The organism is Hydrogenophilus hirschii (assembly GCF_054656675.1).
In genome coordinates, this window is record NZ_BAAHXQ010000001.1 from 22,954 (window position 1) to 44,769 (window position 21,816).

At 63.3% G+C, this 21,816-nt stretch carries 16 protein-coding genes; 5 read left to right on the forward strand and 11 right to left on the reverse strand.

The genetic code is table 11. The annotated features are described in order from the left end of the window. Positions 1 to 16 precede the first annotated feature (16 nt). Together ACYQ4Z_RS00125 and ACYQ4Z_RS00130 are read right to left on the reverse strand one after the other, a co-directional pair. Positions 17 to 1,705 (reverse strand): glutamine--tRNA ligase/YqeY domain fusion protein, encoded by a 1,689-nt coding sequence (locus ACYQ4Z_RS00125; protein ID WP_459859716.1) that lies wholly within the window; start codon positions 1,703 to 1,705, stop codon positions 17 to 19. A 32-nt stretch (positions 1,706 to 1,737) separates the two neighbouring features. Further along, entirely contained in the window at positions 1,738 to 2,277 is a 540-nt protein-coding gene (locus tag ACYQ4Z_RS00130; RefSeq protein WP_459859717.1) for a DNA-deoxyinosine glycosylase, read from the reverse strand. A gap of 89 nt (positions 2,278 to 2,366) precedes the next feature. Between ACYQ4Z_RS00130 and hrpA the strand changes: the two genes are divergently transcribed. Together hrpA and ACYQ4Z_RS00140 are read left to right on the forward strand one after the other, a co-directional pair. After that, positions 2,367 to 6,467: an ATP-dependent RNA helicase HrpA gene (hrpA, locus tag ACYQ4Z_RS00135; RefSeq protein ID WP_459859718.1), complete on the forward strand. Its 4,101-nt coding sequence runs from the start codon at positions 2,367 to 2,369 to the stop codon at positions 6,465 to 6,467. Between the two features lie 85 nt (positions 6,468 to 6,552). Beyond that, positions 6,553 to 7,059: a GlcG/HbpS family heme-binding protein gene (locus tag ACYQ4Z_RS00140; RefSeq protein WP_119334321.1), complete on the forward strand. Its 507-nt coding sequence runs from the start codon at positions 6,553 to 6,555 to the stop codon at positions 7,057 to 7,059. A 61-nt stretch (positions 7,060 to 7,120) separates the two neighbouring features. On the opposite strand, the gene ruvA is transcribed toward ACYQ4Z_RS00140, so the two are convergent. From ruvA to ACYQ4Z_RS00185, 9 genes are read right to left on the reverse strand one after another with little or no spacing between them, the layout of a single operon-like run. After that, the gene (ruvA, locus tag ACYQ4Z_RS00145; protein ID WP_119334322.1) at positions 7,121 to 7,810 is read right to left on the reverse strand and encodes a Holliday junction branch migration protein RuvA; all 690 of its coding nucleotides are present in this window, start codon (positions 7,808 to 7,810) and stop codon (positions 7,121 to 7,123) included. Then, the gene (locus ACYQ4Z_RS00150; RefSeq protein ID WP_459859719.1) at positions 7,807 to 8,877 is read right to left on the reverse strand and encodes a prenyltransferase; all 1,071 of its coding nucleotides are present in this window, start codon (positions 8,875 to 8,877) and stop codon (positions 7,807 to 7,809) included. Before ACYQ4Z_RS00150 ends, ruvA begins: the two co-directional genes overlap by 4 nt. Positions 8,878 to 8,907: 30 nt before the next feature. Next, positions 8,908 to 10,434 carry a ribonuclease G gene (rng, locus tag ACYQ4Z_RS00155; protein ID WP_459859720.1) on the reverse strand — a complete coding sequence of 509 codons (1,527 nt, stop codon included), beginning with the start codon at positions 10,432 to 10,434 and terminating at the stop codon, positions 8,908 to 8,910. A gap of 10 nt (positions 10,435 to 10,444) precedes the next feature. Then, positions 10,445 to 11,095: a Maf family protein gene (locus ACYQ4Z_RS00160; RefSeq protein WP_459859721.1), complete on the reverse strand. Its 651-nt coding sequence runs from the start codon at positions 11,093 to 11,095 to the stop codon at positions 10,445 to 10,447. Next, on the reverse strand, positions 11,092 to 11,583 hold the full coding sequence (gene rlmH / locus ACYQ4Z_RS00165) for a 23S rRNA (pseudouridine(1915)-N(3))-methyltransferase RlmH (RefSeq protein ID WP_219973404.1): 492 nt from the start codon (positions 11,581 to 11,583) through the stop codon (positions 11,092 to 11,094). The genes ACYQ4Z_RS00160 and rlmH overlap by 4 nt, the downstream gene beginning before the upstream one ends. A gap of 48 nt (positions 11,584 to 11,631) precedes the next feature. Beyond that, complete coding sequence (rsfS, locus tag ACYQ4Z_RS00170) at positions 11,632 to 12,054, reverse strand: ribosome silencing factor (protein ID WP_219973401.1); 423 nt, start codon at positions 12,052 to 12,054, stop codon at positions 11,632 to 11,634. Next, complete coding sequence (nadD, locus tag ACYQ4Z_RS00175) at positions 12,041 to 12,706, reverse strand: nicotinate-nucleotide adenylyltransferase (RefSeq protein WP_219973399.1); 666 nt, start codon at positions 12,704 to 12,706, stop codon at positions 12,041 to 12,043. The genes rsfS and nadD overlap by 14 nt, the downstream gene beginning before the upstream one ends. Further along, a complete protein-coding gene (locus ACYQ4Z_RS00180) occupies positions 12,703 to 13,461 on the reverse strand; it encodes a BPSS1780 family membrane protein (RefSeq protein ID WP_219973396.1) in 759 nt (252 codons plus the stop codon). The genes nadD and ACYQ4Z_RS00180 overlap by 4 nt, the downstream gene beginning before the upstream one ends. Before the next feature lie 3 nt (positions 13,462 to 13,464). Then, entirely contained in the window at positions 13,465 to 15,102 is a 1,638-nt protein-coding gene (locus tag ACYQ4Z_RS00185) for an AAA family ATPase (protein ID WP_459859722.1), read from the reverse strand. Positions 15,103 to 15,292: 190 nt separating this feature from the next. On the opposite strand from ACYQ4Z_RS00185, the gene icmF reads away from it, so the two are divergent. The 3 genes from icmF (at position 15,293) to ACYQ4Z_RS00200 (ending at position 21,816) form a co-directional block, all read left to right on the forward strand. Next, positions 15,293 to 18,565 (forward strand): fused isobutyryl-CoA mutase/GTPase IcmF, encoded by a 3,273-nt coding sequence (icmF, locus tag ACYQ4Z_RS00190; RefSeq protein ID WP_459859723.1) that lies wholly within the window; start codon positions 15,293 to 15,295, stop codon positions 18,563 to 18,565. A gap of 107 nt (positions 18,566 to 18,672) precedes the next feature. Further along, positions 18,673 to 20,034 carry a KamA family radical SAM protein gene (locus ACYQ4Z_RS00195; protein WP_459860448.1) on the forward strand — a complete coding sequence of 454 codons (1,362 nt, stop codon included), beginning with the start codon at positions 18,673 to 18,675 and terminating at the stop codon, positions 20,032 to 20,034. Positions 20,035 to 20,043: 9 nt separating this feature from the next. After that, positions 20,044 to 21,816, forward strand: a complete 1,773-nt coding sequence (locus ACYQ4Z_RS00200) for an N-acetylglutaminylglutamine amidotransferase (protein WP_459859724.1) — start codon at positions 20,044 to 20,046, stop codon at positions 21,814 to 21,816.

The following is a 21,816-nucleotide window of genomic DNA, read 5'->3' on the forward strand; positions in this document are numbered from 1 at the left end:
GTCGTGTCGGTTCAGTTTACCGCTTCCAGCCGCTTTTGAGGGCAACCGTTCGGTTGAATACCGGTGCATCCGGACGGTGGTCGAAGCGATCCGTGACAAAGTAGCCGTGCCGTTCGAATTGAAAACGTGTCTCCGGTGGTGCCGCCGCGGCTTGCGGTTCGACGAAGACCGTGACGGTGGTCAAAGCGTTGGGATTGAGGTCGTCGAGAAACGAACGGAGGGTGCCGTCTGGCCCCGGCGCGCCGGGTATCGGTTGGGTGAAGAGACGGTCGTAGAGGCGCGCCTCTGCCGCCACCGCGTGCTTCGCGCAGAGCCAGTGGATCGCCCCTTTGGGTTTGTACGCGTCGGCGCCCGGCGTGCCGCTCTTGGAATCGGGGTAGTATTCGGCAAAGACGCGGGTTACGCGGCCGTTCGCGTCTTTTTCGCAGCCCGTGCAGCGGATCACGAAGCCGTAGCGGAGCCGCACTTCGGCCCCCGGAGAGAGCCGTTTGAACCCTTTTACGGGCACTTCCATGAAGTCACTGCGCTCGATCCAAAGCCGTTGGGTGAATGGCAGCTGACGTGACCCCCATTCCGGTTTGTGCGGATGGTTGGGGGCGTCGCACCATTCGACCGCTTCAGGCGGGAAATTGGTGAGCACGAGCTCGAGCGGTTCGAGGATTGCGATGCGGCGGGGTGCGATCTCGTTCAACGCGTCGCGCTGCGCCTCTTCAAAGACTGCGTAGTCGATCCAACTCTCTGCTTTGGCGATGCCGGTGCGCTCGACGAAGAGGCGAAAGCCTTCCGGGCAATAGCCGCGGCGTCGCGCACCGGCAAGCGTCGGCATCCGCGGGTCGTCCCAGCCGGTCACGACGCCTTGCTCGACAAGTTCGATCAGTTTGCGTTTCGAAAGGACCGTGTATTCGAGGTTGAGGCGGGCAAACTCGATCTGCCGCGGTAACGGCCGCGAAAAGAGGCCGGCGTCGGCAAGCGCTTCGAGGAGCCACTCGTAGAAAGGGCGCTGGTCTTCGAATTCGAGCGTGCAGAGCGAATGGGTGACGCCTTCGATCGCGTCTTCGATCGGGTGGGCGAACGTGTACGTGGGATAGATACACCACGCGGTACCGGTGCGGTAGTGGGGGACGTGACGGATGCGGTAGATCACCGGGTCGCGCAGGTTGAGGTTGGGATGCGCCATGTCGATTTTCGCGCGCACTACATGCGCGCCGTTCGGGAATTCGCCCGCGCGCATCCGGCGAAAGAGCGCAAGACTCTCTTCACGCGGACGGTTGCGAAAAGGGCTTTCTTGGCCCGGTTCGGTGAGTGTGCCGCGCTGCGCACGAATCGCTTCCGCGCTTTGCGAATCGACGTACGCAAGCCCGCGTTCGATCAGCACCTCGGCGCAGCGGTACATCGTTTCGAAAGTGTCGGAGGCGTAATAGCGGTGCTCGCCCCAATCGTAACCGAGCCACGCCACTGCCTCTTCGATCGAACGGGCAAACGCTTCGCTCTCTTTTTCCGGGTTGGTGTCGTCGAACCGCAGATGGCAACGGCCACCGAACGCTTTGGCCATTTCGAAGTTGAGGATGATCGATTTGGCGTGACCCAAATGGAGATAGCCGTTCGGTTCCGGTGGAAAACGGGTGACGACCGTTTGGTAGCGCCCTGCGGCCAAATCGGCTTCGATTTCGTTGCGGATGAAGTTACTGGGAAGCGTTGCGTCCATGGGATCTGCAGCGTGGCCTCGATCTTGCTATTCTACACCGCGTGGGCGCCCGAAAGGCCGAGCGCGACGCGCCACAGCGCGGTTTTTTCGGCGACGGTGCGGGTGGCGTGTGCCGGTGACGTCGAGGGCGCCGGACATACCTGGAGCCGCGAACGAAGCGCAAGCGGGAGGGCGCGCCAGACATGCCGACGAAAGAGTCGTTCCGCGGTGGTGCCGTTGGTGACGATGCGGGTGATCGTGGGCGTGGCGATCAGTAGTCCCGCGATGTCGTTGGGTTCGACGCTTGGCCCGACGATCGCATCGTCGCGGCTGCCGGGACGGTGGCACGAGGCGATCACGTCCCAGAGTGCGATGCCGCACGCAGTCAGGGCGCGGGTGCGTTCCGGGTAGGGCAGTGTCGCGTCGAAGCCCAGGAGCATTCCCATGATCGGCCAAAACGCATTGCGCGGGTGGGCGTAATACTGCTGTGCAGCGAGCGACGCGACACTGGGGAACGACCCCAACACCAAGGTATGGGGCGATTCCCCGAGGAGCGGAGGAAATCCACGCGGAGTTGCCGGTTGCTTGGTCATGACAAATGAGGCGGCGGTGGAACGAAAGACGAAATATACCGTTCAATTGCTCTACAATCGCCCGCCAGGACGCATGATTGACCCGGGTGATGGACGAACGAACGAACGATCTCGATCGGATTCTTGCCCGCGACCGGGGGCGCGTGATTGCGCTTGCCCGGCGGTTGCAGCGGGCGCGCGACCCCGAAGTGCGGGCGCGGTTGCAAGAAGAGCGTGCGCAGATCATCGCGGCCTCCCATGCGGCATGGCAGGCGCGTTTGGCGGCGCGCCCCGAGGTGACTTATCCCCCGGAACTACCGGTCAGCCAGAAAGCGGATGCGATCGCGGCGGCGATTCGTGCCCACCGGGTGGTGATCGTCTGCGGCGAGACCGGTTCCGGAAAAACCACGCAGTTGCCCAAGATCTGCTTGGCGGCGGGGCGCGGGATCAGTGGTCAGATCGCCCATACGCAGCCGCGGCGGATCGCCGCGCGCGTGACTGCGGCACGCATCGCCGAAGAGTTGGGTGAGTCGCTCGGGCGCAGCGTTGGCTTTCGGGTGCGTTTTCACGACGTCGCGAGTCCGCACGGCTACATCACGTTGATGACCGACGGGATTTTGTTGGCGGAGACGCAGCGCGACCCGTGGCTTTCCGCGTACGACACCATCATCATCGACGAAGCCCACGAACGCAGCCTCAACATCGATTTTTTGCTGGGTTATTTGCATCGGCTGCTGGCGCGTCGCCCCGACCTCAAGGTGATCGTCACCAGTGCGACGCTGGACGCGGCGCGGTTTGCGCGCCATTTCGAAACGGTCGCCGGCGCTGTGCCGATCATCGAAGTGAGCGGCCGCCTCCACCCTGTCACGGTGCGTTATCGTCCCATCGACGCGCTCGAAGAGAGCGAAGAACCGCTCTATGACGGCATCGTGGCGTGCGTGGCCGAGGCGTGGCAGGAAGGCCCTGGGGATATCCTGGTGTTCTTACCGGGCGAACGGGAAATTCGCGAGGCCCGTGCCGCGCTCGAAGCCGCGCACGCAACGATCAAACGCGAATTCGAGATCATTCCGCTCTTTGCCCGACAGTCGCCAACCGAACAGGCGCGGGTCTTTGCACGAAGCAAGCGCGCGCGCATCGTTCTGGCGACGAACGTCGCGGAGACTTCGCTCACCGTTCCCAATATCCGCTACGTGATCGATTCGGGGTTGGCGCGGATTCATCGCTACAACCCGCGCACGCGGGTGGCGCAGCTCAAAATCGAACCGATCAGTCAAGCCGCTGCGCAGCAGCGCGCTGGCCGTTGTGGCCGCGTGATGGACGGTGTCTGCTTTCGCCTCTATAGCGAAAGCGATTTCGCTGCCCGAGCGCCGCATACCGACCCGGAGATCTTGCGCACCTCGCTTTCGGCGGTGGTGCTCAGGATGGCAGCACTGCGACTCGGTGAGATCCAAGATTTTCCTTTCCTCGATCCACCCCCCTATCGCGCAGTGCAAGGCGCCTACCAAGAGCTGATCGAACTCGGGGCGCTTGACCCGCAAACCCGCAACCTCACCCCAGTGGGGACGTTGCTGGCGAGGTTACCGATCGACCCCCATCTGGCGCGGCTCTTGGTTGCGGGACACGAACTGGGGTGCCTCAAGGAGATGCGGATCCTTGCCGCGGCGCTTTCGGTTCCCGACCCCAGAGTGCGACCCGGCGACCGTGAGGCGCAAGCCGACCCGATGCACGCGCGGTTTCGCGGCAGTGACCGCGACGCCAAATCGGAATTTTGCTGGTACCTCAACCTCTGGTCGGCTTGGCAGGAGGTGATTCGCCACGAAAGCGGCAACAAACAGCGCCAGTGGGCGCAGCGCCACTTTCTGTCGTGGCTGCGCTTGCGCGAATGGCGCGAGGTGGAAGGGCAACTGCACGCGCTCACCGGTGCGATGGGGTGGCGTGACAACGAACAACCCGCCACATACGAGGTGATCCATACTGCGCTCCTTACTGCGTTGCCGCACGGGGTCGGGCAGAAAGCGCGCGACGACAAACCCGAACTGCGTGGCAGCTATTTGGGGGCGAAAGGGGTTCGCTTCTGGCTCCATCCGCAAAGCGGTCCGCTGCGGCGCGCGCAACCGGCGTGGGTCTTGGCCGCCGAACGGGTCGAGACGACGAAACCCTACGCGCGGACCGTCGCCGCGATCGACTCGCGTTGGATCGAACGGGCGGTGCCGCACCTCATCGTGCGGGAAGTGGGCGAACCTCATTGGAACGGCCGTGCCGGCGAGGTGCGCGGACTGGAAAAGGGGACGCTCTTTGGCCTCACGGTCTATAGTGGCCGACCGGTTTCGTACCGCCACGTCGATCCCGCGCTTTGCCGTACGCTCTTTATTCGTGAAGGGCTGGTGGCTGGGAACCTGCCGCCGCAGCGCATCGCGCAGATGCCGTTTTTGCAGCACAATCTGGCGCTTGTTGCCGAACTGCGCGAACTCGAACAGCGGTTGCGACGACCCGATCTCGTCGATGAGGGGTGGCTCGAAGCGTTTTACGCGAGCAAAATTCCCGAAGACGTGGTCGATCTGGCCAGTTTCGAATCGTGGCGCCGCAGCGTCGAGCGCAGTGACCCGAAGCTTCTCTTCCTGACACGGGAGATGCTCCTTTCCCGAGAAGCCGAAGGGGTGGTGAGCGAACGCTTTCCTGCCACGTTCGATCTCTTCGGCCAGCCGCTGCCGCTGCACTACGTTCATGATCCCGCGGCGCGCGACGACGGGGTGACACTCACCGTTCCAGTAGCGCTCTTGAATCAGATTCCTGCTGCGCGCTGTGAGTGGCTCGTGCCCGGGATGCTCGAAGAGAAGGTATTGCTGCTCATCAAGAGCCTGCCCAACAAACACAAGCACCGCTTGCAACCGCACGCCGAGAGCGTGCAAGCGTTCCTTGCCGATTGCGCCACCCATCCCGAATGGCGCAGGGAGTCGCTTACCGAGGTGTTGGCCCGCTGGGTGCAGGCGCGCACGGAATTGGCTACGCTGCCAGCGCACTTTCGGCTCGAGACGCTGCCTGCGCACTGCTTCATGAATTTCCGCGTCGTCGATGCCCATGGCCGCGTCTTACGCGAAAGTCGTCAGTTGGACGCGCTCAAGCAAGCGCTTGGGCAAAAGGCGCGCGGGGCGTTTGCGGCGCTTGCCGAAGCGTGGCGGGCGCACGGCCGGAACGGCGCTGCGTCTGCAGGTACGGACGAAAACGCATCAGCCGGGTCTAAGACGGGGGGCGAACCCACGGACGCGCCCGACGCCAAGGGGCGCGCCAACCAGGGCGCGCGACGCGACGGCGGCGCTTCGGAGCCAAGAGAGACCCGCAGTACCGCGCCACTCCCCGAAGGCCCCGCGACCGAATGGATCTGGCCGGAGCTTCCGGAAATCGCCGAGGCGGTGGTCGCCGGGGTGGCGACCATCGGATTCCCGGCGCTCGACGACGCGGGCAGTAGCGGGGCGCGCCTCAAGCTTTTCGATACCGAAACGGCTGCCGCTGCCGCGCACCGTCGTGGGGTGCTGCGGTTGCTGCGCTTTGCCCTCAAAGAGGCGGTGCGCTCGCTCACCCGCAGCGACGCGTTCAAACGGCTGTCGATGGTCTGGTTGGCGCGCGAACGCCCTGAGGCGCTCGAAGAGACTGTGATCGAGGCGGCATTGCAAGAGGCGTGCCTGGCAGAACCGTTGCCGCGAACGGGTTCGGCCTTCGCCGAACGGGTCCAACAAGGGCGGGAGAAGTTCCTGTTGGTTGCCGACGCGATGATGCGCGCCGCGCTCGGTTGGTTCGAACAGATCGCCGCGATCGAGAAACGGCTGGAGCGGATCGAGCGCGTTCACCCGGAGGTGGTCACGGATATTCGGGCGCAGCTGGCAGCGCTTACCCCACCGGGGTTTTTGGCGCGCACCCCGTGGGCCCGGTTGCAGCACTACACGCGCTATCTCAAAGCGATTGTCGTTCGGCTCGACAAATTGGAAAAAGACCCGGCGCGTGACCGCAGGTGGCTGGCCGAATGGCAGCGTGCGGCGCTTCCGTGGCAAAAAGTGACGGCGAAGGCGCGTGGCGCGTGGCCTTCTTTTTGGGCCGAATATCGCTGGTTGCTCGAAGAATTGCGTGTCGGGCTCTTTGCGTCCGAACTCAAAACGCCGATGCCGGTGAGCATCAAGCGGCTGGAGCGATTGTGGGCGCAGCAGGGGCATGGGTGATCGCTCTTGGTGACCATGCAATGGGTGGTCGCTATAATGGTTCCTTGATCAGGAGGGCGATCGTCATCTGTGGAAGGAGTGCATCATGGAGCGTTTACTCCGACGTCGCGTGGTGGGTATTGCAGCGGCGGCTTTGACCGGTCTGAGCTTCCCGGCATGGTCCGACGAACCGCTGACCGTTCGTGTTGCTCGGCTGTCACTCGGTACGGCAACACGCATTGCGACTGCGGCATTGCACCATTGCCGTGCGCAAGGGATTCAGGTGGGCGTCACGGTGGTCGATCGCAACGGCATCGTGCAGGTGGCGTTGCGTGACACACTGGCGCCGCCGATCACTTTGGAGATCAGCCGCGGCAAGGCCTATGCGGCAGCGATGTTCGGCGTACCGACCTCTGCGCTCAACGATCGGGCCAATACCCCCATTGGCCGTGTTCCCGGTGTCGTGATGTCGGCAGGAGCGTTGCCGGTGGAAGCTGGTGGGGTTTTTTACGGTGCGGTAGGCGTTTCGGGCGCGCCGAGTGGCACCACCGATGAGGCGTGTGCACAGGCGGGTATCGACGCCGTCCAGGCCGATCTGGAAATGAGCGATTGACGCGAAAGCGTGTCGGCACGCGTGGTGCGGCGCTGCTACCGCGAATGGTTCGTTTCGGGCGCTATCGTGAAGCGATTCGCTGCAGCGCCCACTTGATGGCTTCCGAGAGGGTCAGATCCGACGGCAGTTCGGCAACGAGCGGCGCGATCTGCGCCTCGCTGTAACCGAGCGCGACGAGCGCCGCGGCAACGTCGCGCGCGAGTTGCCACCGCGTCTCAGCGTCGCGTCCGTTGGGCGGGGGTGTCTCTGGCGTAGGCGCTTCCCCCTTGACGTCCCCTTTCTGTGCGCGGGTCTTCGCGGTGGTGGAGGTCGGTGGGGCAGACGCGGCATCGCCACCGAAGGGCAGAAGCGCCAGTTTGTCCTTGAGTTCCAGCAAGAGCCGTTCGGCGGTCTTTTTGCCGATGCCCGGAATCTTCACGAGCCGCGCACTCTGTTGTTCCGCCACCGCCCCTTTGAGTTCGCTCAAGGTGAGGTGCGAGAGCAGCGCAAGCGCGATCCGTGGTCCGACGCCGTTGATCCGGATCAGCAAACGAAACGCATCGCGTTCGGCGCGGGTAGCAAAACCGAAGAGTTGCTGTTCGTCGTCACGCACCACGTGGTGGGTGACAAGTCGCACGGTTTCGCCGGTAGCTGGCAGGGTGTAGAAGGTGCTCATCGGCACCCACACCTCGAAACCGACGCCCCCGGGGGTTTCGATGAGGACGGTGGGTGGGGTTTTCTCCCGCAACGTACCGGTCAGCGTCGCGATCATCGCAACGCGTCTCCGATGAGGGTTACCGCAAGCAGCAGCCCGTAGCCGTGCGCGGCTTGCAGCGTCGCGACGATCGCAGCGCGAAGCGGCGAAAAATCGGTGGTGTCGTTCCAGTGTGGGTGTGCGCGAACGAACGCGAACAGGATTCGGGTGGCGCGAATCGCCGGAACGAACGCGACAAAAGCCAGAATCCCGAGCCACGGCAACAGCCCTGCGGCGGTGAGGAACAGGTGCAGCGCAAGCGCCCCCACCACAAGTAGCGGATAGCCCCAAGCGGCGTGGGCACCGAAGCGAACCGGCACGGTCCGTTTGTTGCCCGCGGCGTCGGCGGGGGCGTCGGGGAATTGGTTGATATAGAGAATGTTCGCGACCAGTAGGCCGAAGGGGAGTCCCACCGCTACTGAAGCAAAGAGCGCCGTCTGCGTGAAAGCGGGTGTCAGCGGCGCGCCGACCACGGTCGCGGCGCCCGCCACGACCAGCGACCAGGCCACGGCGATCGCGATTTCGCCCAGGCCGCGCGCAGAGAGCCGCAACGGCGGCGCCGAGTAGGCCCAGCCAACGAAGAGGCCGACCAGCCCGATACCGGCGAGCGCCACCGCGCGCATCGGTGCCACGGTGGCAAGCCACAGGGTGAGCGCGCATCCGCCGAGCGCGGTGATGAGAAAGAGCGCGACCGCAAAACGCACCAATTCCGTGCGGGTGAGCACCCCGTTTTGCAAAAAGCGGCTGCCGCCGGTGAAGGGGTAGAGGCGGGTGCGGTTGCAGCGATCTGTCGCTTCGTCACATGCGTCGTTGATCACGTTCGCGGCGGCGTGGGCGGTGAGCGCCAAAAGGAGCGTAAGGAGGAATAGCCCCACGGTGATCCCGATCTCTGCCGAGCCAAGCGGCGCCGCGTCTGTGGCAGCACCGTGCGCTGCGTGCCACATGGCGTAGGCACTACCCAACAAGACACCGATTGCGGTGATGGTGAAAAAGGCCGGGCGCGTCGCCAGAAAGTAGGTCTTGGCGAGCGAAGCACGCCAGCTTGGGTGCGGTTCTGCCGCATCGAGTTCGAGCGAACGGGTCATAGCGGTTGGCCTTTGGTTTCCAAACGGCTGTTAGCGTACCACGATGTCGTAGTGTTCTGGGGGGTAGTCCGCTTCGCCGCGCAACGCGATCGGTTTGCCCAGAAATTCGCTGGCCATCGCAAGCGCCTGCGCGTGCTCCTCTTCGAAAAGGCGCACGACGGCGGGGGCCGCGAGGATCAGAAACTCCTGGACATGGGGAAACTGCCGCGCTTCGCGCACCAGTTCGCGCAGGATTTCGAAACAGACCGTTTCGGCGGTCTTGACGAAACCGCGCCCCGCACAGGTCGGGCACGGTTCGCAGAGTTGTTGCGACAGCGATTCGCGGGTGCGTTTGCGGGTGAGTTCGACGAGCCCCAGTTGCGTAAAGCCGCTTACGGTCGTTTTGGTGGGGTCGCGCGCGAGCGCCTTCTGGAACGCTTCCAGAACGCGTTCGCGGTGTTCGGGAAGCGTCATGTCGATGAAGTCGACCAAAATGATGCCACCCAGGTTGCGCAGGCGCAGTTGGCGCGCGATCGTTTGCGCCGCTTCCAGATTGGTTTTGAGGATCGTCTCGTCGAAACTCTTCGCGCCGACAAACGCGCCGGTATTGACGTCGATCGTGGTGAGCGCTTCGGTCTGGTCGAAAATGAGATAGCCGCCCGATTTGAGCTCGACCCGTCGCGCCAACGCCCGCTCGATCTCCTCTTCGACGTGGCAGCGGGCAAAAAGAGGGCGTTCGCCGCGGTAGAGTTCGATGAGTGGCAATACGTGCGGCGCGTAGCGTTGCGCGAACGCGATCATGCGCTGCGCGTTTTCACGGGAGTCGACCTGGATCCGGACGGTGTGGCGGTCGGCGAGATCGCGCACCACGCGCAACACCAGGTCCAATTCATCATAGAGGAGCGCAGGGGCGCGCACAGCCCCTGCTTTCTGTTGAATCTCTTGCCAAACCTGCTCGAGGTACGCGATATCGGCGGCAAGCTGCTCGTCGCTTGCTTCGAGCGCGTTGGTGCGGACGATGAAGCCGCCTGACAGGTGACTCGGCCGCAATGCGGTGAGCCGCGCGCGCAACGCTTCCCGCGCCTGTTCGTCTTCGATCTTTTGCGAAATGCCGATCTGGCCGTCGTCGTGCGGAAGATAGACGAGAAAGCGGCCCGCGAGCGAGAGCTGCATCGTGAGCCGCGCCCCTTTGCTGCCGATCGGGTCTTTGACGATTTGAACAGTGATCTCTTCCCCTTCGCGCAACAGCCGCTCGATGCGTGGCATTTCGCCCCGAGTCGCTTCGGCACCGCTCGGGAGCAGATCGGTCACGTGCAGGAACGCGGTTCGCTCGAGTCCAACGTCGACGAACGCCGATTGCATCCCCGGCAGGACGCGAACCACTTTGCCGCGGTAGATGTTGCCCACGAGCCCGCGACGGCTGGCCCGTTCGATGTGGAGTTCTTGCACGGTGCCGTTTTCGACGACGGCGATTCGCGTCTCCTGCGGGGTGCAGTTCACCAGCAGCTCACGTTGGAGCTCTGGGGGTTCGATCAGGGTTGGCGGCGTTCCAAGTTGCGTCACGGGTTCAGACGGCATAGTGGCATCCTCATTCGGGAAGGCTCGCAACGCAATGGGGGCCGAGCCAGAAGCGGGCCAAAAGCTCGGCGGTTTCGAAAAGCGGCAGCCCAATGATTCCCGAGGCGCTGCCGCGGATTTCCGGGATGAACGCTGCGGCCGCTCCTTGGTAGGCGTAGGCGCCTGCTTTGTCGAGCGGTTCGCCGCTGGCGACGTACGCGGTGATCCACGCTTCCGGAAGGGGCGCGAAGCGGACGGTGGAGCGCGAGACGGCGTATTCCATGCGGTTGCCGTCGGTGAGCGCCACCGCGGTGATCACGTCGTGGGTGGTGTCGGAGAGCGCACGCAGCATTGCGACGGCGTCGTCGGCATCCTTGGGTTTGCCCAGAATTCTGCCAGCGAGCGCTACTGTGGTGTCCGCCCCCAAAACCACAGCGGCTGGGGCTGACGTCACTTCGCATGGGGCGCTGCGCTGGGACCAGGCGTCCCAGCCGGCGCGCGCTTTGGCACAGGCAAGGCGAATGGCATACTGTTGCGCCGTTTCGTGCGCAAGCGGCGTCTCGTCGACCCACTCTGCGTTGTTGGTTGTGGGCAACACCGTGAAGGGAACGCGCAGTTGTTCGAGCAGCGCCTGCCGCCGCGGGCTTTGGGACGCAAGGTAGAGGCGCGGTGGGGCATTCATTCCGTTGCTCCTCCGCGGTGATACGGATGGCCCGCGAGCAGGCTCCACGCGCGGTAGAGCGCTTCGGCGACGATCACCCGCACGAGCGCGTGCGGGAGCGTCAACCGAGAGAGTTGCCACAGTTCGTCCGCGTCGTTGCGAAAAGCGTCGGTGAACCCGTCGGGACCGCCGATCACGAACGCAACTGGGCGCGCGGCGTCGCGCCACACCGCCAGTTTCGCGGCAAGCGTTTCGGTAGTCCACGCGGCGCCCCGTTCGTCGAGCGCTACCAACCGACTCCCGGCGGGAATCCGCGCGCGCAGCCGTTCGCACTCGCGGGCTCGGGCGCGTTCGCGTTCCGCAGCACAGTCACTGCTGCGCAGTTCCGCTTTGAGTTCGACAAGTTCGAGCCCCCATGCTGGCGGCAGACGTTTGGCGTAGTCGGCAAAGCCTTCTCGAACCCATTGTGGGGGGCGGTGGCCGATCGTGTACAGGGTGAAAAAGGCCATTTCAGCACATTGCGTTCGCGGTGGGATCGTCGGCTGGAGCGGGTACGTTCATTCGGTTGCGGGCGGGTTGGGTTCGCCCAACGCGCTTTGGGGCATGGTGACGTTCGCTGCAGCCACCCGCGTTGCGGGGGGCATGCCCCACAGCTCTTCGAGACGATAGTAGCGGCGAACCGCGGGGAGCATCACGTGGATCACCACCGGGCCGAGATCGACGAGGACCCATTCGCCTCCTTCTTCTCCTTCCACGCCGACGATCGGGACGTGGTGTTTCTTCGCCTCTTCGACGACGTTGCGCGCGAGCGCCTTGACCTGTCGCGTCGAATTGCCCGACGCGATCACTACCCGTTCAAAGAGCGGTGTCACTTGGGTGGTGTCGTAGGCTTCGATCGCTTCGCCCTTGACCGCTTCTAGAGCGGCGATGGCCAATTGGGTCAATGCGTTGGTGTCCATTGGGCGGTCAGACGACTTCATGATCCTTCCGGTAAAGACGATGGTGTTCAATATACCCGAGAACCGCATCGGGAAGCAAATAGCGCGCGCTGCGCCCCCCGGCGATCCGTTCCCGGATCGCGGTCGCGGAAATCGCCAGATGGGTGATCGGTAATGCGATCACCCATCCCGCTGGGGGCAGTCGATCGGCGGTCGCGACCGCGTCCGGCGTGCGCCGCGCCGCCCAGAGCGGGCGCAGCGCGGGTGATAGGGCTGCTTCGGAGAGCGTCGTGCCTGGCCGGGTTGCGACCACCAGGTGCGCGAGCGACAGCACCGCGCGCCAGCGGTGCCAGCGGTCGAGCCCGGCGAACGCGTCGGCGCCGACCAACCAGAAGAGTGGGGTATTTGCACCGATGCGCTGTCGTACCGTTTCCAATGTGACGACGGTGTAGCTCGGTTGGTCGCGCCGCTCGAGTTCGCACCGTTCGAGCCGAAACGCGGGAGCGTTGGCGATCGCACGGGCGACCATCGCCGCGCGATGTTCGGCGCTTGCCACGGGTGGTGCGCGATGAGGCGGGCGCGCGTTGGGAACGAACCACACCGCGTCGAGCCGTAACGCTTCCCGCGCCTCTTCGGCAAGGCGCAGGTGGGCGAAATGGATCGGATCGAACGTTCCGCCGATGAGACCGATCATGGGAGGAACAGTTCGTCCACTTGGCGGTAATAACCGGCAAAGAGTACCGGGACAAAGACGAGCGGCAACAGGAAGAGCGCGACCGTGAAGAGCATCGGATGGACGAGCGAGGCTAGGAGCGCGACGACGAAGCCAGCGGCAGTGAGAATGAGCGCCATCGCGATCGTCCATGCCAAAAGCGGTGCCCAGTTGCGCAGGCAGGCGTAGAAACTGAAAAAGAGCGCTTTGGGCCACGGGACGTGGTGCCACGCGATGAGCGGCGGGGCAAACCAGTACGCCGCAGTGATCGGTAGCGAAAGCAACAAGAAGATCAAGATCGGCATCGGGTCGAACGCCGTGCCCATCGCCATCGCACCGTCGAGCGCTTCAGGCTGCATGACCATCGGGCGAAAAAGCGCCATTTCGCCCATCGTCAAAGAGAGCACCAAAAGCAGCAACAGATTGGCGATGAAGTTGAGTGCGCCCACCGCCGCGAGCGCTTGCCACGGTCCTTTGAAACCTTCGAAGAGCACTTCCGGCCCGGGGCGGAGACCGCGTTCGGCGGCGCGCATCCCGGCCAATACGCCCATTTGCAGGATCGGCATCGCGACGGCCGCGAGGAATTGACCGAAGAGCGGTACCGCTGAGAGGAGTAAAAGCAGCAGCAGATACCCGAACGAGACGTACGCGGTGAGCGCGGGCGCACGGCGCCACAACCGAAAGGCGTCGCGGGTCCAGCGCCAGCCGTCAGCAAAAGAGAGCGTAGGGGTGCGCATCGCTTACATCCCCCACACGCCGATCGTTTGCTCCGGTTTTCCGGGCCACGGGTACTCGCGCTGCCAGATGCGCGCTTCCCACGGGATTGCGTCGCGGCGGTCGAATACCACCAGATAGGCTTCCTTGGCCCCCGAACGGTCGGCGTAGTCGGCTACTTGGGCAATTCCTTCGGTCACGACCGCCTCCGGGTTTTTGCCGTTGCGCACGAGTTTGCATTCGATCACCCCTTTTTGTTTCGGCCCCAACAACCCTTGCTCGGGATCGAGCGGCCATTCGATCAAGAGGTCGGTGCGTTTGCGTCCCAGCCCGTATTCGCGGTTGATGCGCCCGCCGCCATTGACGATGCGTTGCAAGAAGGCTTGCAACAGGAGTTGCGGGCCTGCTTCGCGATAGGAGAAGCCTTGCAGCCACGCGTCGGAGTGTTCGCGGAAAAACTCTTGGAACGCGGTGAGGAGTTTCGGGATCTGCAGGCGGTGGGTGGCTGGGTCGACGTACCACGCCGTTTCGTGGGTGATATAGACCTGTTTGGTCCAGGTGAGTTCGCGCGGGATCACTTCGCGGTAGATGCGGTTGCTGATGCGCACCATCGGCCGCACCGCAATCAGCCCCAGGTCATAGACGTATTGCAGATCGTCCGGGGCGATCTCTTCCGAGAGCGCCGCCGGGTCGGCTTCGCTTTCGAGGATCGCCGCGATCACCCGATGAACCCGCGGCTCGGAGAGTTTATCGGCGAGCTGGTCGAGGTGGGTCGCGCGCGATTGGATGAGCCGTTCGCGTGCCAGTTGGTAGCGTTCGAGCGTCACCGGCGCCGTCCGGTCGGCGCGTAGCGTTTTGTCTTTCCAGGTGCATTCGTGCCCGAGCGCATTGACGAGCCACGGCTGCCCTTCGGTGTCGAGCCAGAGGGGCTCCCAGATCGCGTCGTCGAACCGTTGCCCGGTGGCCTCGGTGTGTTGCAACCACAGCGCTTTGGTTTCGTCGAAGGTGAAGTTTCCCAAACGCAGCGATTCGGCTTTGATGTTGAACGCCGAACCCCCGGTGATCACCTCTTGGCCGGGGGTGTGGATGCGGTAGTCGCGCACGTCGCGCACGCCGCACAGGATCACCGATTGCGGAAACGCCCGTGGGCGCTGGGTGTAACCGGCACGCAGTTGCCTGAGGAGCGAAACCAGGGTGTCGCCAACGAGGGCGTCGACTTCGTCCAGGAGCAGCACCACGGGTCGATCCGGGTCGGCCAGGGAAAATTCGGTAAGCCAGCGTTGGAGCCATGTGTGGGGGTCGTCGTTGGCGCGCGCGGCGTGCGCCCATGCTTGACCGCGCGATTCGCCCAGGTAGAGGCGGGCCGCCTCATAGAGCGCAGTGAGTACCGCGCCGATCCCTTCGGCGACGTTGCCACGGGCCGTTTGCGCCACTTCGATGTTGGCGTAGAGCGCGCGGTAGCGCCCTTCGCGGTTGAGGTGATTCATGAGCGCCAACAGGCAGGTGGTTTTGCCGGTTTGTCGTGGCGCGTGCAGCACAAAGTAGCGTTCCTGTGCGATGAGTGCTTCGACTTCCGGGAGATCGATCCGCGCCAAGGGGTCGATCATATAGTGGAGCTCGGGTTTCGATGGGCCCGCGGTGTTGAACGTCTTTTCGCGCGGCATCACGCTGCTTCCCTGACCTGCAACCGCGTTAGCTTAGCACAGCCCCAGCGGCGAACCTATTTCCCTGTGCGCCGGACGCTGCCATGAGGCGAAGGCAAGGGCAAGGCACCGAAATGACGTTGACGTTAACGTCAATTTCGGTAAGATAGTCTCAGTGCACCGCAAAAGCGACCACAAGAGGAGACCCATCATGACCGATCCCCGTATCGCGAAGGCGCTCACGCCCTATCAGCCGAAGAACAACGTGCGGCTCGTCACCGCTGCGGCGCTGTTCGATGGCCACGATGCCGCGATCAACATCATGCGGCGCTTGTTGCAAAGCACCGGCTGCGAAGTGATCCATTTGGGGCACAACCGCAGTGCCGCCGAGATCGTTCGCGCCGCGCTGCAGGAGGATGTGCAGGGCATCGCGGTGACCAGCTACCAAGGGGGGCATGTCGAGTTCTTCAAATACATGGTCGATCTGCTGCGGCAAAACGGTGGCGAGAAGATCAAGGTTTTCGGCGGCGGTGGCGGGGTGATCGTTCCGCCGGAGATCCAGGAGCTCGAAGCGTACGGTGTCGAGCGGATCTACTCGCCCGAAGACGGCGCCCAGATGGGGTTACAAGGGATGATCAACGACGTGGTCGAGCGTTCCGATTTCGATCTCTCCCACGAAGCGCCGCAGACCTTGCCTGAAATCCTGGAAAAACTCCAAAGCGGCGATTGGCGGACGCTCGCACGCGTGATCACTGCGCTCGAAAATGGCGCCTACCCAGACGCAATCCGGGAAGGGCTCCTTGCGGCGGCGCAAGGGCTCAAAGTGCCAGTGTTGGGGATCACTGGTACCGGAGGGGCGGGCAAGAGTTCGCTCACCGACGAGCTGGTTCGCCGTTTCCGTTTGGATCAGGAAGATGCGCTCAAAATCGCGATCATCTCGATCGACCCGTCGCGCAAGCGCACTGGGGGCGCGCTCTTGGGTGACCGCATCCGCATGAACGCGATCGACCACGAAAACATCTACATGCGTTCGCTCGCCACCCGCGACACCGGTCAAGAAGTGTCGCGGGCGCTCAAAGAGGTGATCGCGGCGACCAAGCTCACCGGTTACGACCTCGTGATCGTCGAAACGTCGGGGATCGGACAGGGCAACGCGGCGATCGTGCCCTACGTCGACTGCTCCCTCTACGTGATGACCCCCGAGTTCGGCGCAGCGAGCCAGCTCGAGAAGATCGACATGCTCGATTTCGCCGATTTCGTCGCGATCAACAAATTCGACCGCAAAGGGGCCGAAGATGCGCTGCGCGACGTCGCGAAACAGTACCAGCGCAACCATCAGCGTTTTTCCGAACCGGTCGATGCGATGCCCGTCTTCGGGACGATGGCAGCGCGCTTCAACGACGACGGGGTTACTGCGCTTTATCAAGCGATGCTGCCGAAATTGATCGAATTGGGGTTGCCCGCGAAAGCCGAAGGGAAATTGCCGCGCGTCTCTGTGCGCCATTCCAGCAAAGGACAAGCGATCATCCCGCCGCACCGCAATCGTTATCTGGCGGAAATCGCGCAAACCGTGCGCGACTACCACGCCCACGTCCGGGAGCAGTCGCGGGTGGCGCGCGAACGACAAGCGCTCAAGATCGCGAAGGCGCTCTTCGAGGCGAGCGGCAAACCGGCCGAGCATTTCGACGAGCTGATCGACTGGAAAGACAGCCAGCTGACTCCACACGCGAAGAAGCTGCTCGAACAGTGGCCGACGCTGAAAAAACTCTACGCGCAGGACGAATACGTCGTCAAGATCCGCGACAAAGAGATTCGCACCCGCCTCTACCACGAATCGCTTTCGGGCAACAAGATCCGCAAGGTAGCGTTGCCTGACTTCGAAGACGACGGCGAGGTGCTCAAATTCCTGATGAAGGAGAACGTCCCCGGGTCGTTCCCATACACCGCCGGGGTGTTCGCGTTCAAGCGCGAAAACGAAGACCCCACCCGGATGTTTGCGGGCGAAGGCGATCCGTTCCGGACCAACCGCCGTTTTCGCAAGCTCACCGAAGGGATGCCCGCGGCGCGGCTGTCCACTGCGTTCGATTCCGTTACGCTCTATGGTTGCGACCCCGACGAACGGCCCGATATCTACGGCAAAATCGGCAATTCGGGTGTCTCGATCGCCACGCTCGACGATATGAAGGTGCTCTACTCCGGGTTCGATCTTTGTGCGCCCAACACCTCGGTGTCGATGACGATCAACGGTCCCGCGCCGATGATCCTAGCGATGTTCTTCAATACCGCGATCGACCAGCAGATGGGCAAATTCCGCGCCGACAACGGTCGTGACCCCACCGAAGAGGAGTATGAAAAGATCAAGGCGTGGGTGCTCTCCACTGTGCGCGGCACGGTCCAGGCCGATATCCTCAAAGAGGATCAGGGGCAGAACACCTGCATCTTCTCCACCGAGTTCGCGTTGAAATTGATGGGCGACATCCAGGAGTACTTCGTCCATCACAACGTGCGCAACTTCTACTCAGTGTCGATTTCGGGCTACCACATCGCGGAAGCAGGCGCCAACCCCATTTCGCAGCTCGCGTTCACGCTCGCCAACGGCTTTACCTACGTCGAATCCTACCTGGCGCGCGGCATGCACATCGACGATTTCGCGCCCAACCTTTCGTTCTTTTTCAGCAACGGAATGGACCCGGAATACAGCGTGATCGGGCGGGTGGCGCGTCGCATCTGGGCGATTGCGATGAAACACAAGTATGGCGCGAACGAGCGCAGCCAAAAACTCAAATACCACGTCCAGACCTCGGGGCGGAGTCTCCACGCGCAGGAGATGGCATTCAACGACATTCGCACGACGCTCCAGGCGCTGATTGCGATCTACGACAACTGCAACAGCCTACACACCAACGCCTACGACGAAGCGATCACCACCCCCACCGAAGAGAGTGTGCGGCGGGCGATGGCGATCCAACTCATCATCAACAAAGAGTGGGGGCTGGCGAAGAACGAAAACCCCAACCAAGGCAGCTTCATCATCGAAGAGCTCACCGATCTGGTCGAAGAAGCGGTGTTGCGCGAATTCGAAGCGCTGGCCGAACGGGGGGGCGTGCTCGGCGCGATGGAGACGGGCTACCAACGCAACAAGATTCAGGAAGAGTCGCTGCACTACGAGCAGAAAAAGCACGACGGGAGTCTACCGATCATCGGGGTCAACACCTTCCGCAACCCGAACGGCGATCCGATCCCCGAAAAGCTGGAACTTGCCCGTTCCACCGAAGAAGAGAAGCAGAGCCAGCTGCGGCGGCTGCGCGAATTTCACGCGCGCCACGCCGCCGAAGCACCGAAGTGGCTGGCGAAGCTCAAGACGGTGGCGATGGAAGGGGGCAACACCTTCGAAGTGTTGATGGACGCGGTGCGCTACTGCTCGCTGGGGCAGTTGACGCAGGCGCTCTTCGAGGTGGGTGGGCAGTATCGGCGAAACATGTGACAAATCAGCAGGTTAGCGTTTTTTGGGTTGACCGATCGGCCATTGTGGGTTATATAAAAGATTGCACTTTCTGCAATAAAAGGAGGTTAGCCATGACCGTAACCCCAATGGCCGAACGTTTGGCGCCCTGGAACTGCGCGCCGCTCACTGCGCCGGCGTTCGAAGTCTATACGGCGCGCGATCTCGACCGCATTCCGCAAATCCAGGCGCTTGACCCGGAACGACGTTTTGCGATGAAAGTGGTGGCAACCGTGCTGCCGTTCCGGGTGAATCGCTATGTCACGGAGCATCTCATCGACTGGGACAACATCCCGGACGATCCGCTCTTTCAGTTGCTCTATCCGCAGCCCGGCATGTTGCGCCCGGACCATTTCGAACGGGTCGCATCCCTGTTGCGCCGTGACGCGCCTCAGGCCGAAGTGGCGAGCGTGGTTGCGGAGATTCGCCATGAACTCAACCCCCATCCGGCGGGGCAGCTCAAACTCAACATCCCGCGGAACGAAACGGGGCAACCCATCAACGGGCTGCAGCACAAATACCGGGAAACGGTACTGCTCTTTCCCAGCCAAGGGCAGACGTGCCACAGCTACTGTACCTTCTGCTTCCGCTGGGCCCAGTTCATCGGGGATAAGTCGCTGCGCATCGCCAGCGCGGAAGCGGCGCGGATGCACGGGTACCTCCGCGCCCACCCTGAGGTGACCGATGTCTTGATTACCGGCGGTGACCCGCTGGTGATGAAAACCGCGCACCTCAAAGCCTATATCGAACCGTTGCTCTCGCCGGAATTCGCGCACATCCGCTCGATCCGCATCGGCACCAAAGCGCTCACCTTCTGGCCCTACCGCTTCTTGACCGAAGGGGAAGGGCAAGCGCTCCTCGATCTCTTTGCCCAAGTGGTCGCAAGCGGCAAACAATTGGCCCTGATGGCGCACCTCAACCACTGGCGCGAACTGGAACCGGCGCCCACCCAAGAGGCGATCGCGCGCGTGCGCGCAACCGGCGCAATGATCCGTGCCCAAGCGCCGCTCTTGGCGCACATCAACGACGACCCCGACGTGTGGACGAAACTCTGGCAACGCGAAGTCGAGCTGGGGATCGTGCCGTACTACATGTTCGTCGAACGCGACACCGGCGCGCACCACTACTTCAAAGTGCCGCTCGCGCGCGCTTGGCGCATTTACCGCGAGGCGTTGCAGCGGGTCTCGGGATTGGCACGTACCGTGCGCGGCCCGAGCATGTCGGCCGCACCGGGCAAAGTCGAAGTGCTGGGAGTGAGCCGCGTCGCGGGGCAGCGTGTTTTCGTGTTGCGGTTCCTCCAAGGGCGTAACCCGGCGTGGGTCGACCGCCCCTTCTTCGCCCGATTCGACCCGCGTGCTACATGGCTCGACGAACTCCAACCTGCGTTCGAGCCGCGCTTCTTCTGGCAGGACGAATTCGACGCGATGCTCGGTCGCGAAGCCGCGGCGTGAGGTCGCGGCATGTGTGGTATTGCCGGTGAAATCCGTTTCGACGGTACGGAACCCAACCTCGACGCGATTGCGCGCATCAATGAGATCCAGCGCCCGCGCGGCCCCGACGGGGGTGGCGTTTGGGCGCAGGGCAGCATCGCCTTGGGGCATCGTCGCCTCAAGATCATGGACCTTTCGGAGGCGGCGCAGCAACCGATGATCGATCCCGAACTTGGGCTCGGGATCGTTTTCAACGGCGCGGTCTATAACCACCCGGAGTTGCGCCAGACGTTGGAGGGGTTGGGGTACCGCTTCTACTCCCACAGCGACACCGAAGTCCTTCTCAAAGCCTACCACGCGTGGGGCGACGCGTTCGTCGAGCGATTGAATGGGATGTTCGCGTTCGCGCTCTGGGAACGCGACAGTGGCCGTCTGGTGCTGGGGCGTGACCGCCTGGGGATCAAACCGCTCTATCTCGCGCCAAGCCCGGGCGGTTTGCGCTTTGCGTCGACGCTGCCTGCGCTTTTGGCAGCTGGCGGTGTCGACACCACCATCGACCCGCTGGCGCTCCACTACTACCTCTCGTTTCACACCGTCGTGCCCGCGCCCTACACCATCCTCAAAGGGGTGCGCAAAGTCCCGCCTGCCACGTTGGTGACGATCGAACCCGATGGTCGGGAAACGCGCCGCACCTATTGGCGGCTCGATTTCACCCGCAGTGCCGAGGATGAGGCGCGGCCGTTTTCGGAATGGGTCGAAATCCTGCTCGAGGCGCTGCGCGCAGCCGTGCGTCGCCGCTTGGTTGCGGACGTGCCGGTGGGTGCGCTCCTTTCCGGTGGCGTCGATTCCAGCCTGATCGTCGGGCTGATGGCCGAAGCCGGGATCGAGCGGCTGCGCACCTACAACATCGGTTTTGCCGACGTCGGGGACGAGAAGGGCAACGAATTCGAATACGCCGAGATCGTCGCCCGCGCGTTCGGCACCGAACACGAACGGATTTTCGTGCCGGAAGCGGAACTCCTCACCCGTTTGCCCGAAGCGATCGCCGCGATGAGCGAGCCGATGATGAGTCACGACTGTATCGGCTTCTACCTCCTGTCGGAAGCGGTGTCGCGCCACAGCAAGGTGGTGCAAAGTGGGCAGGGGGCGGACGAGATCTTTGCCGGGTACTTCTGGTATCCGAAGCTTGCGGGCAGTACCGATCCCGTGCGCGACTACCTCGACGTCTTCCGGGACCGCGACTTCGACGAATACCGCGCCGTGGTCCGACCCGAATGGCAAGTCGAAGATTGGAGCGAACGGTTCGTTGCCGAACACTTCGCGCAACCCGGCGCCGAAGACCCTGTCGACAAAGCGTTGCGCCTCGACACCACGGTGATGCTCATCGACGACCCGGTGAAACGGGTCGACAACATGACGATGGCGTGGGGGTTGGAGGCGCGGGTGCCGTTCCTCGACCACGAGCTGGTCTCGTTGGCAGCGCGCATTCCGACGCGGCACAAATTGGCCCATGGCGGCAAAGGGGTGCTCAAAGAGGCGGCGCGCACAATCATTCCCAGTGAAGTGATCGACCGCCCCAAGGGCTACTTCCCCGTTCCTGCGCTCAAGTATCTGCAGGGGGCAGTGCTCGAGCGCGTGCGCGACGCACTGCTTTCGCCCGCGGCGCAAGCGCGCGGACTCTTCCAACCGGAATACGTTGCGACGTTGTTGGCCGAACCGACCCAGCACTTCACCCGGTTGCGCGGTTCCAAACTCTGGCAGTTGGGGCTTCTGGAGTGGTGGTTGCAGACCCATCTGCGGTAA

Bases quoted from the DNA above. Each gene is read 5' to 3' on its own strand.
- ACYQ4Z_RS00125 (WP_459859716.1), bottom strand. From the start codon at position 1,705: ATGGACGCAACGCTTCCCAGTAACTTCATCCGCAACGAAATCGAAGCC.
- ACYQ4Z_RS00130 (WP_459859717.1), bottom strand. From the start codon at position 2,277: ATGACCAAGCAACCGGCAACTCCGCGTGGATTTCCTCCGCTCCTCGGG.
- hrpA (WP_459859718.1), top strand. From the start codon at position 2,367: ATGGACGAACGAACGAACGATCTCGATCGGATTCTTGCCCGCGACCGG.
- ACYQ4Z_RS00140 (WP_119334321.1), top strand. From the start codon at position 6,553: ATGGAGCGTTTACTCCGACGTCGCGTGGTGGGTATTGCAGCGGCGGCT.
- ruvA (WP_119334322.1), bottom strand. From the start codon at position 7,810: ATGATCGCGACGCTGACCGGTACGTTGCGGGAGAAAACCCCACCCACC.
- ACYQ4Z_RS00150 (WP_459859719.1), bottom strand. From the start codon at position 8,877: ATGACCCGTTCGCTCGAACTCGATGCGGCAGAACCGCACCCAAGCTGG.
- rng (WP_459859720.1), bottom strand. From the start codon at position 10,434: ATGCCGTCTGAACCCGTGACGCAACTTGGAACGCCGCCAACCCTGATC.
- ACYQ4Z_RS00160 (WP_459859721.1), bottom strand. From the start codon at position 11,095: ATGAATGCCCCACCGCGCCTCTACCTTGCGTCCCAAAGCCCGCGGCGG.
- rlmH (WP_219973404.1), bottom strand. From the start codon at position 11,583: ATGGCCTTTTTCACCCTGTACACGATCGGCCACCGCCCCCCACAATGG.
- rsfS (WP_219973401.1), bottom strand. From the start codon at position 12,054: ATGAAGTCGTCTGACCGCCCAATGGACACCAACGCATTGACCCAATTG.
- nadD (WP_219973399.1), bottom strand. From the start codon at position 12,706: ATGATCGGTCTCATCGGCGGAACGTTCGATCCGATCCATTTCGCCCAC.
- ACYQ4Z_RS00180 (WP_219973396.1), bottom strand. From the start codon at position 13,461: ATGCGCACCCCTACGCTCTCTTTTGCTGACGGCTGGCGCTGGACCCGC.
- ACYQ4Z_RS00185 (WP_459859722.1), bottom strand. From the start codon at position 15,102: ATGCCGCGCGAAAAGACGTTCAACACCGCGGGCCCATCGAAACCCGAG.
- icmF (WP_459859723.1), top strand. From the start codon at position 15,293: ATGACCGATCCCCGTATCGCGAAGGCGCTCACGCCCTATCAGCCGAAG.
- ACYQ4Z_RS00195 (WP_459860448.1), top strand. From the start codon at position 18,673: ATGGCCGAACGTTTGGCGCCCTGGAACTGCGCGCCGCTCACTGCGCCG.
- ACYQ4Z_RS00200 (WP_459859724.1), top strand. From the start codon at position 20,044: ATGTGTGGTATTGCCGGTGAAATCCGTTTCGACGGTACGGAACCCAAC.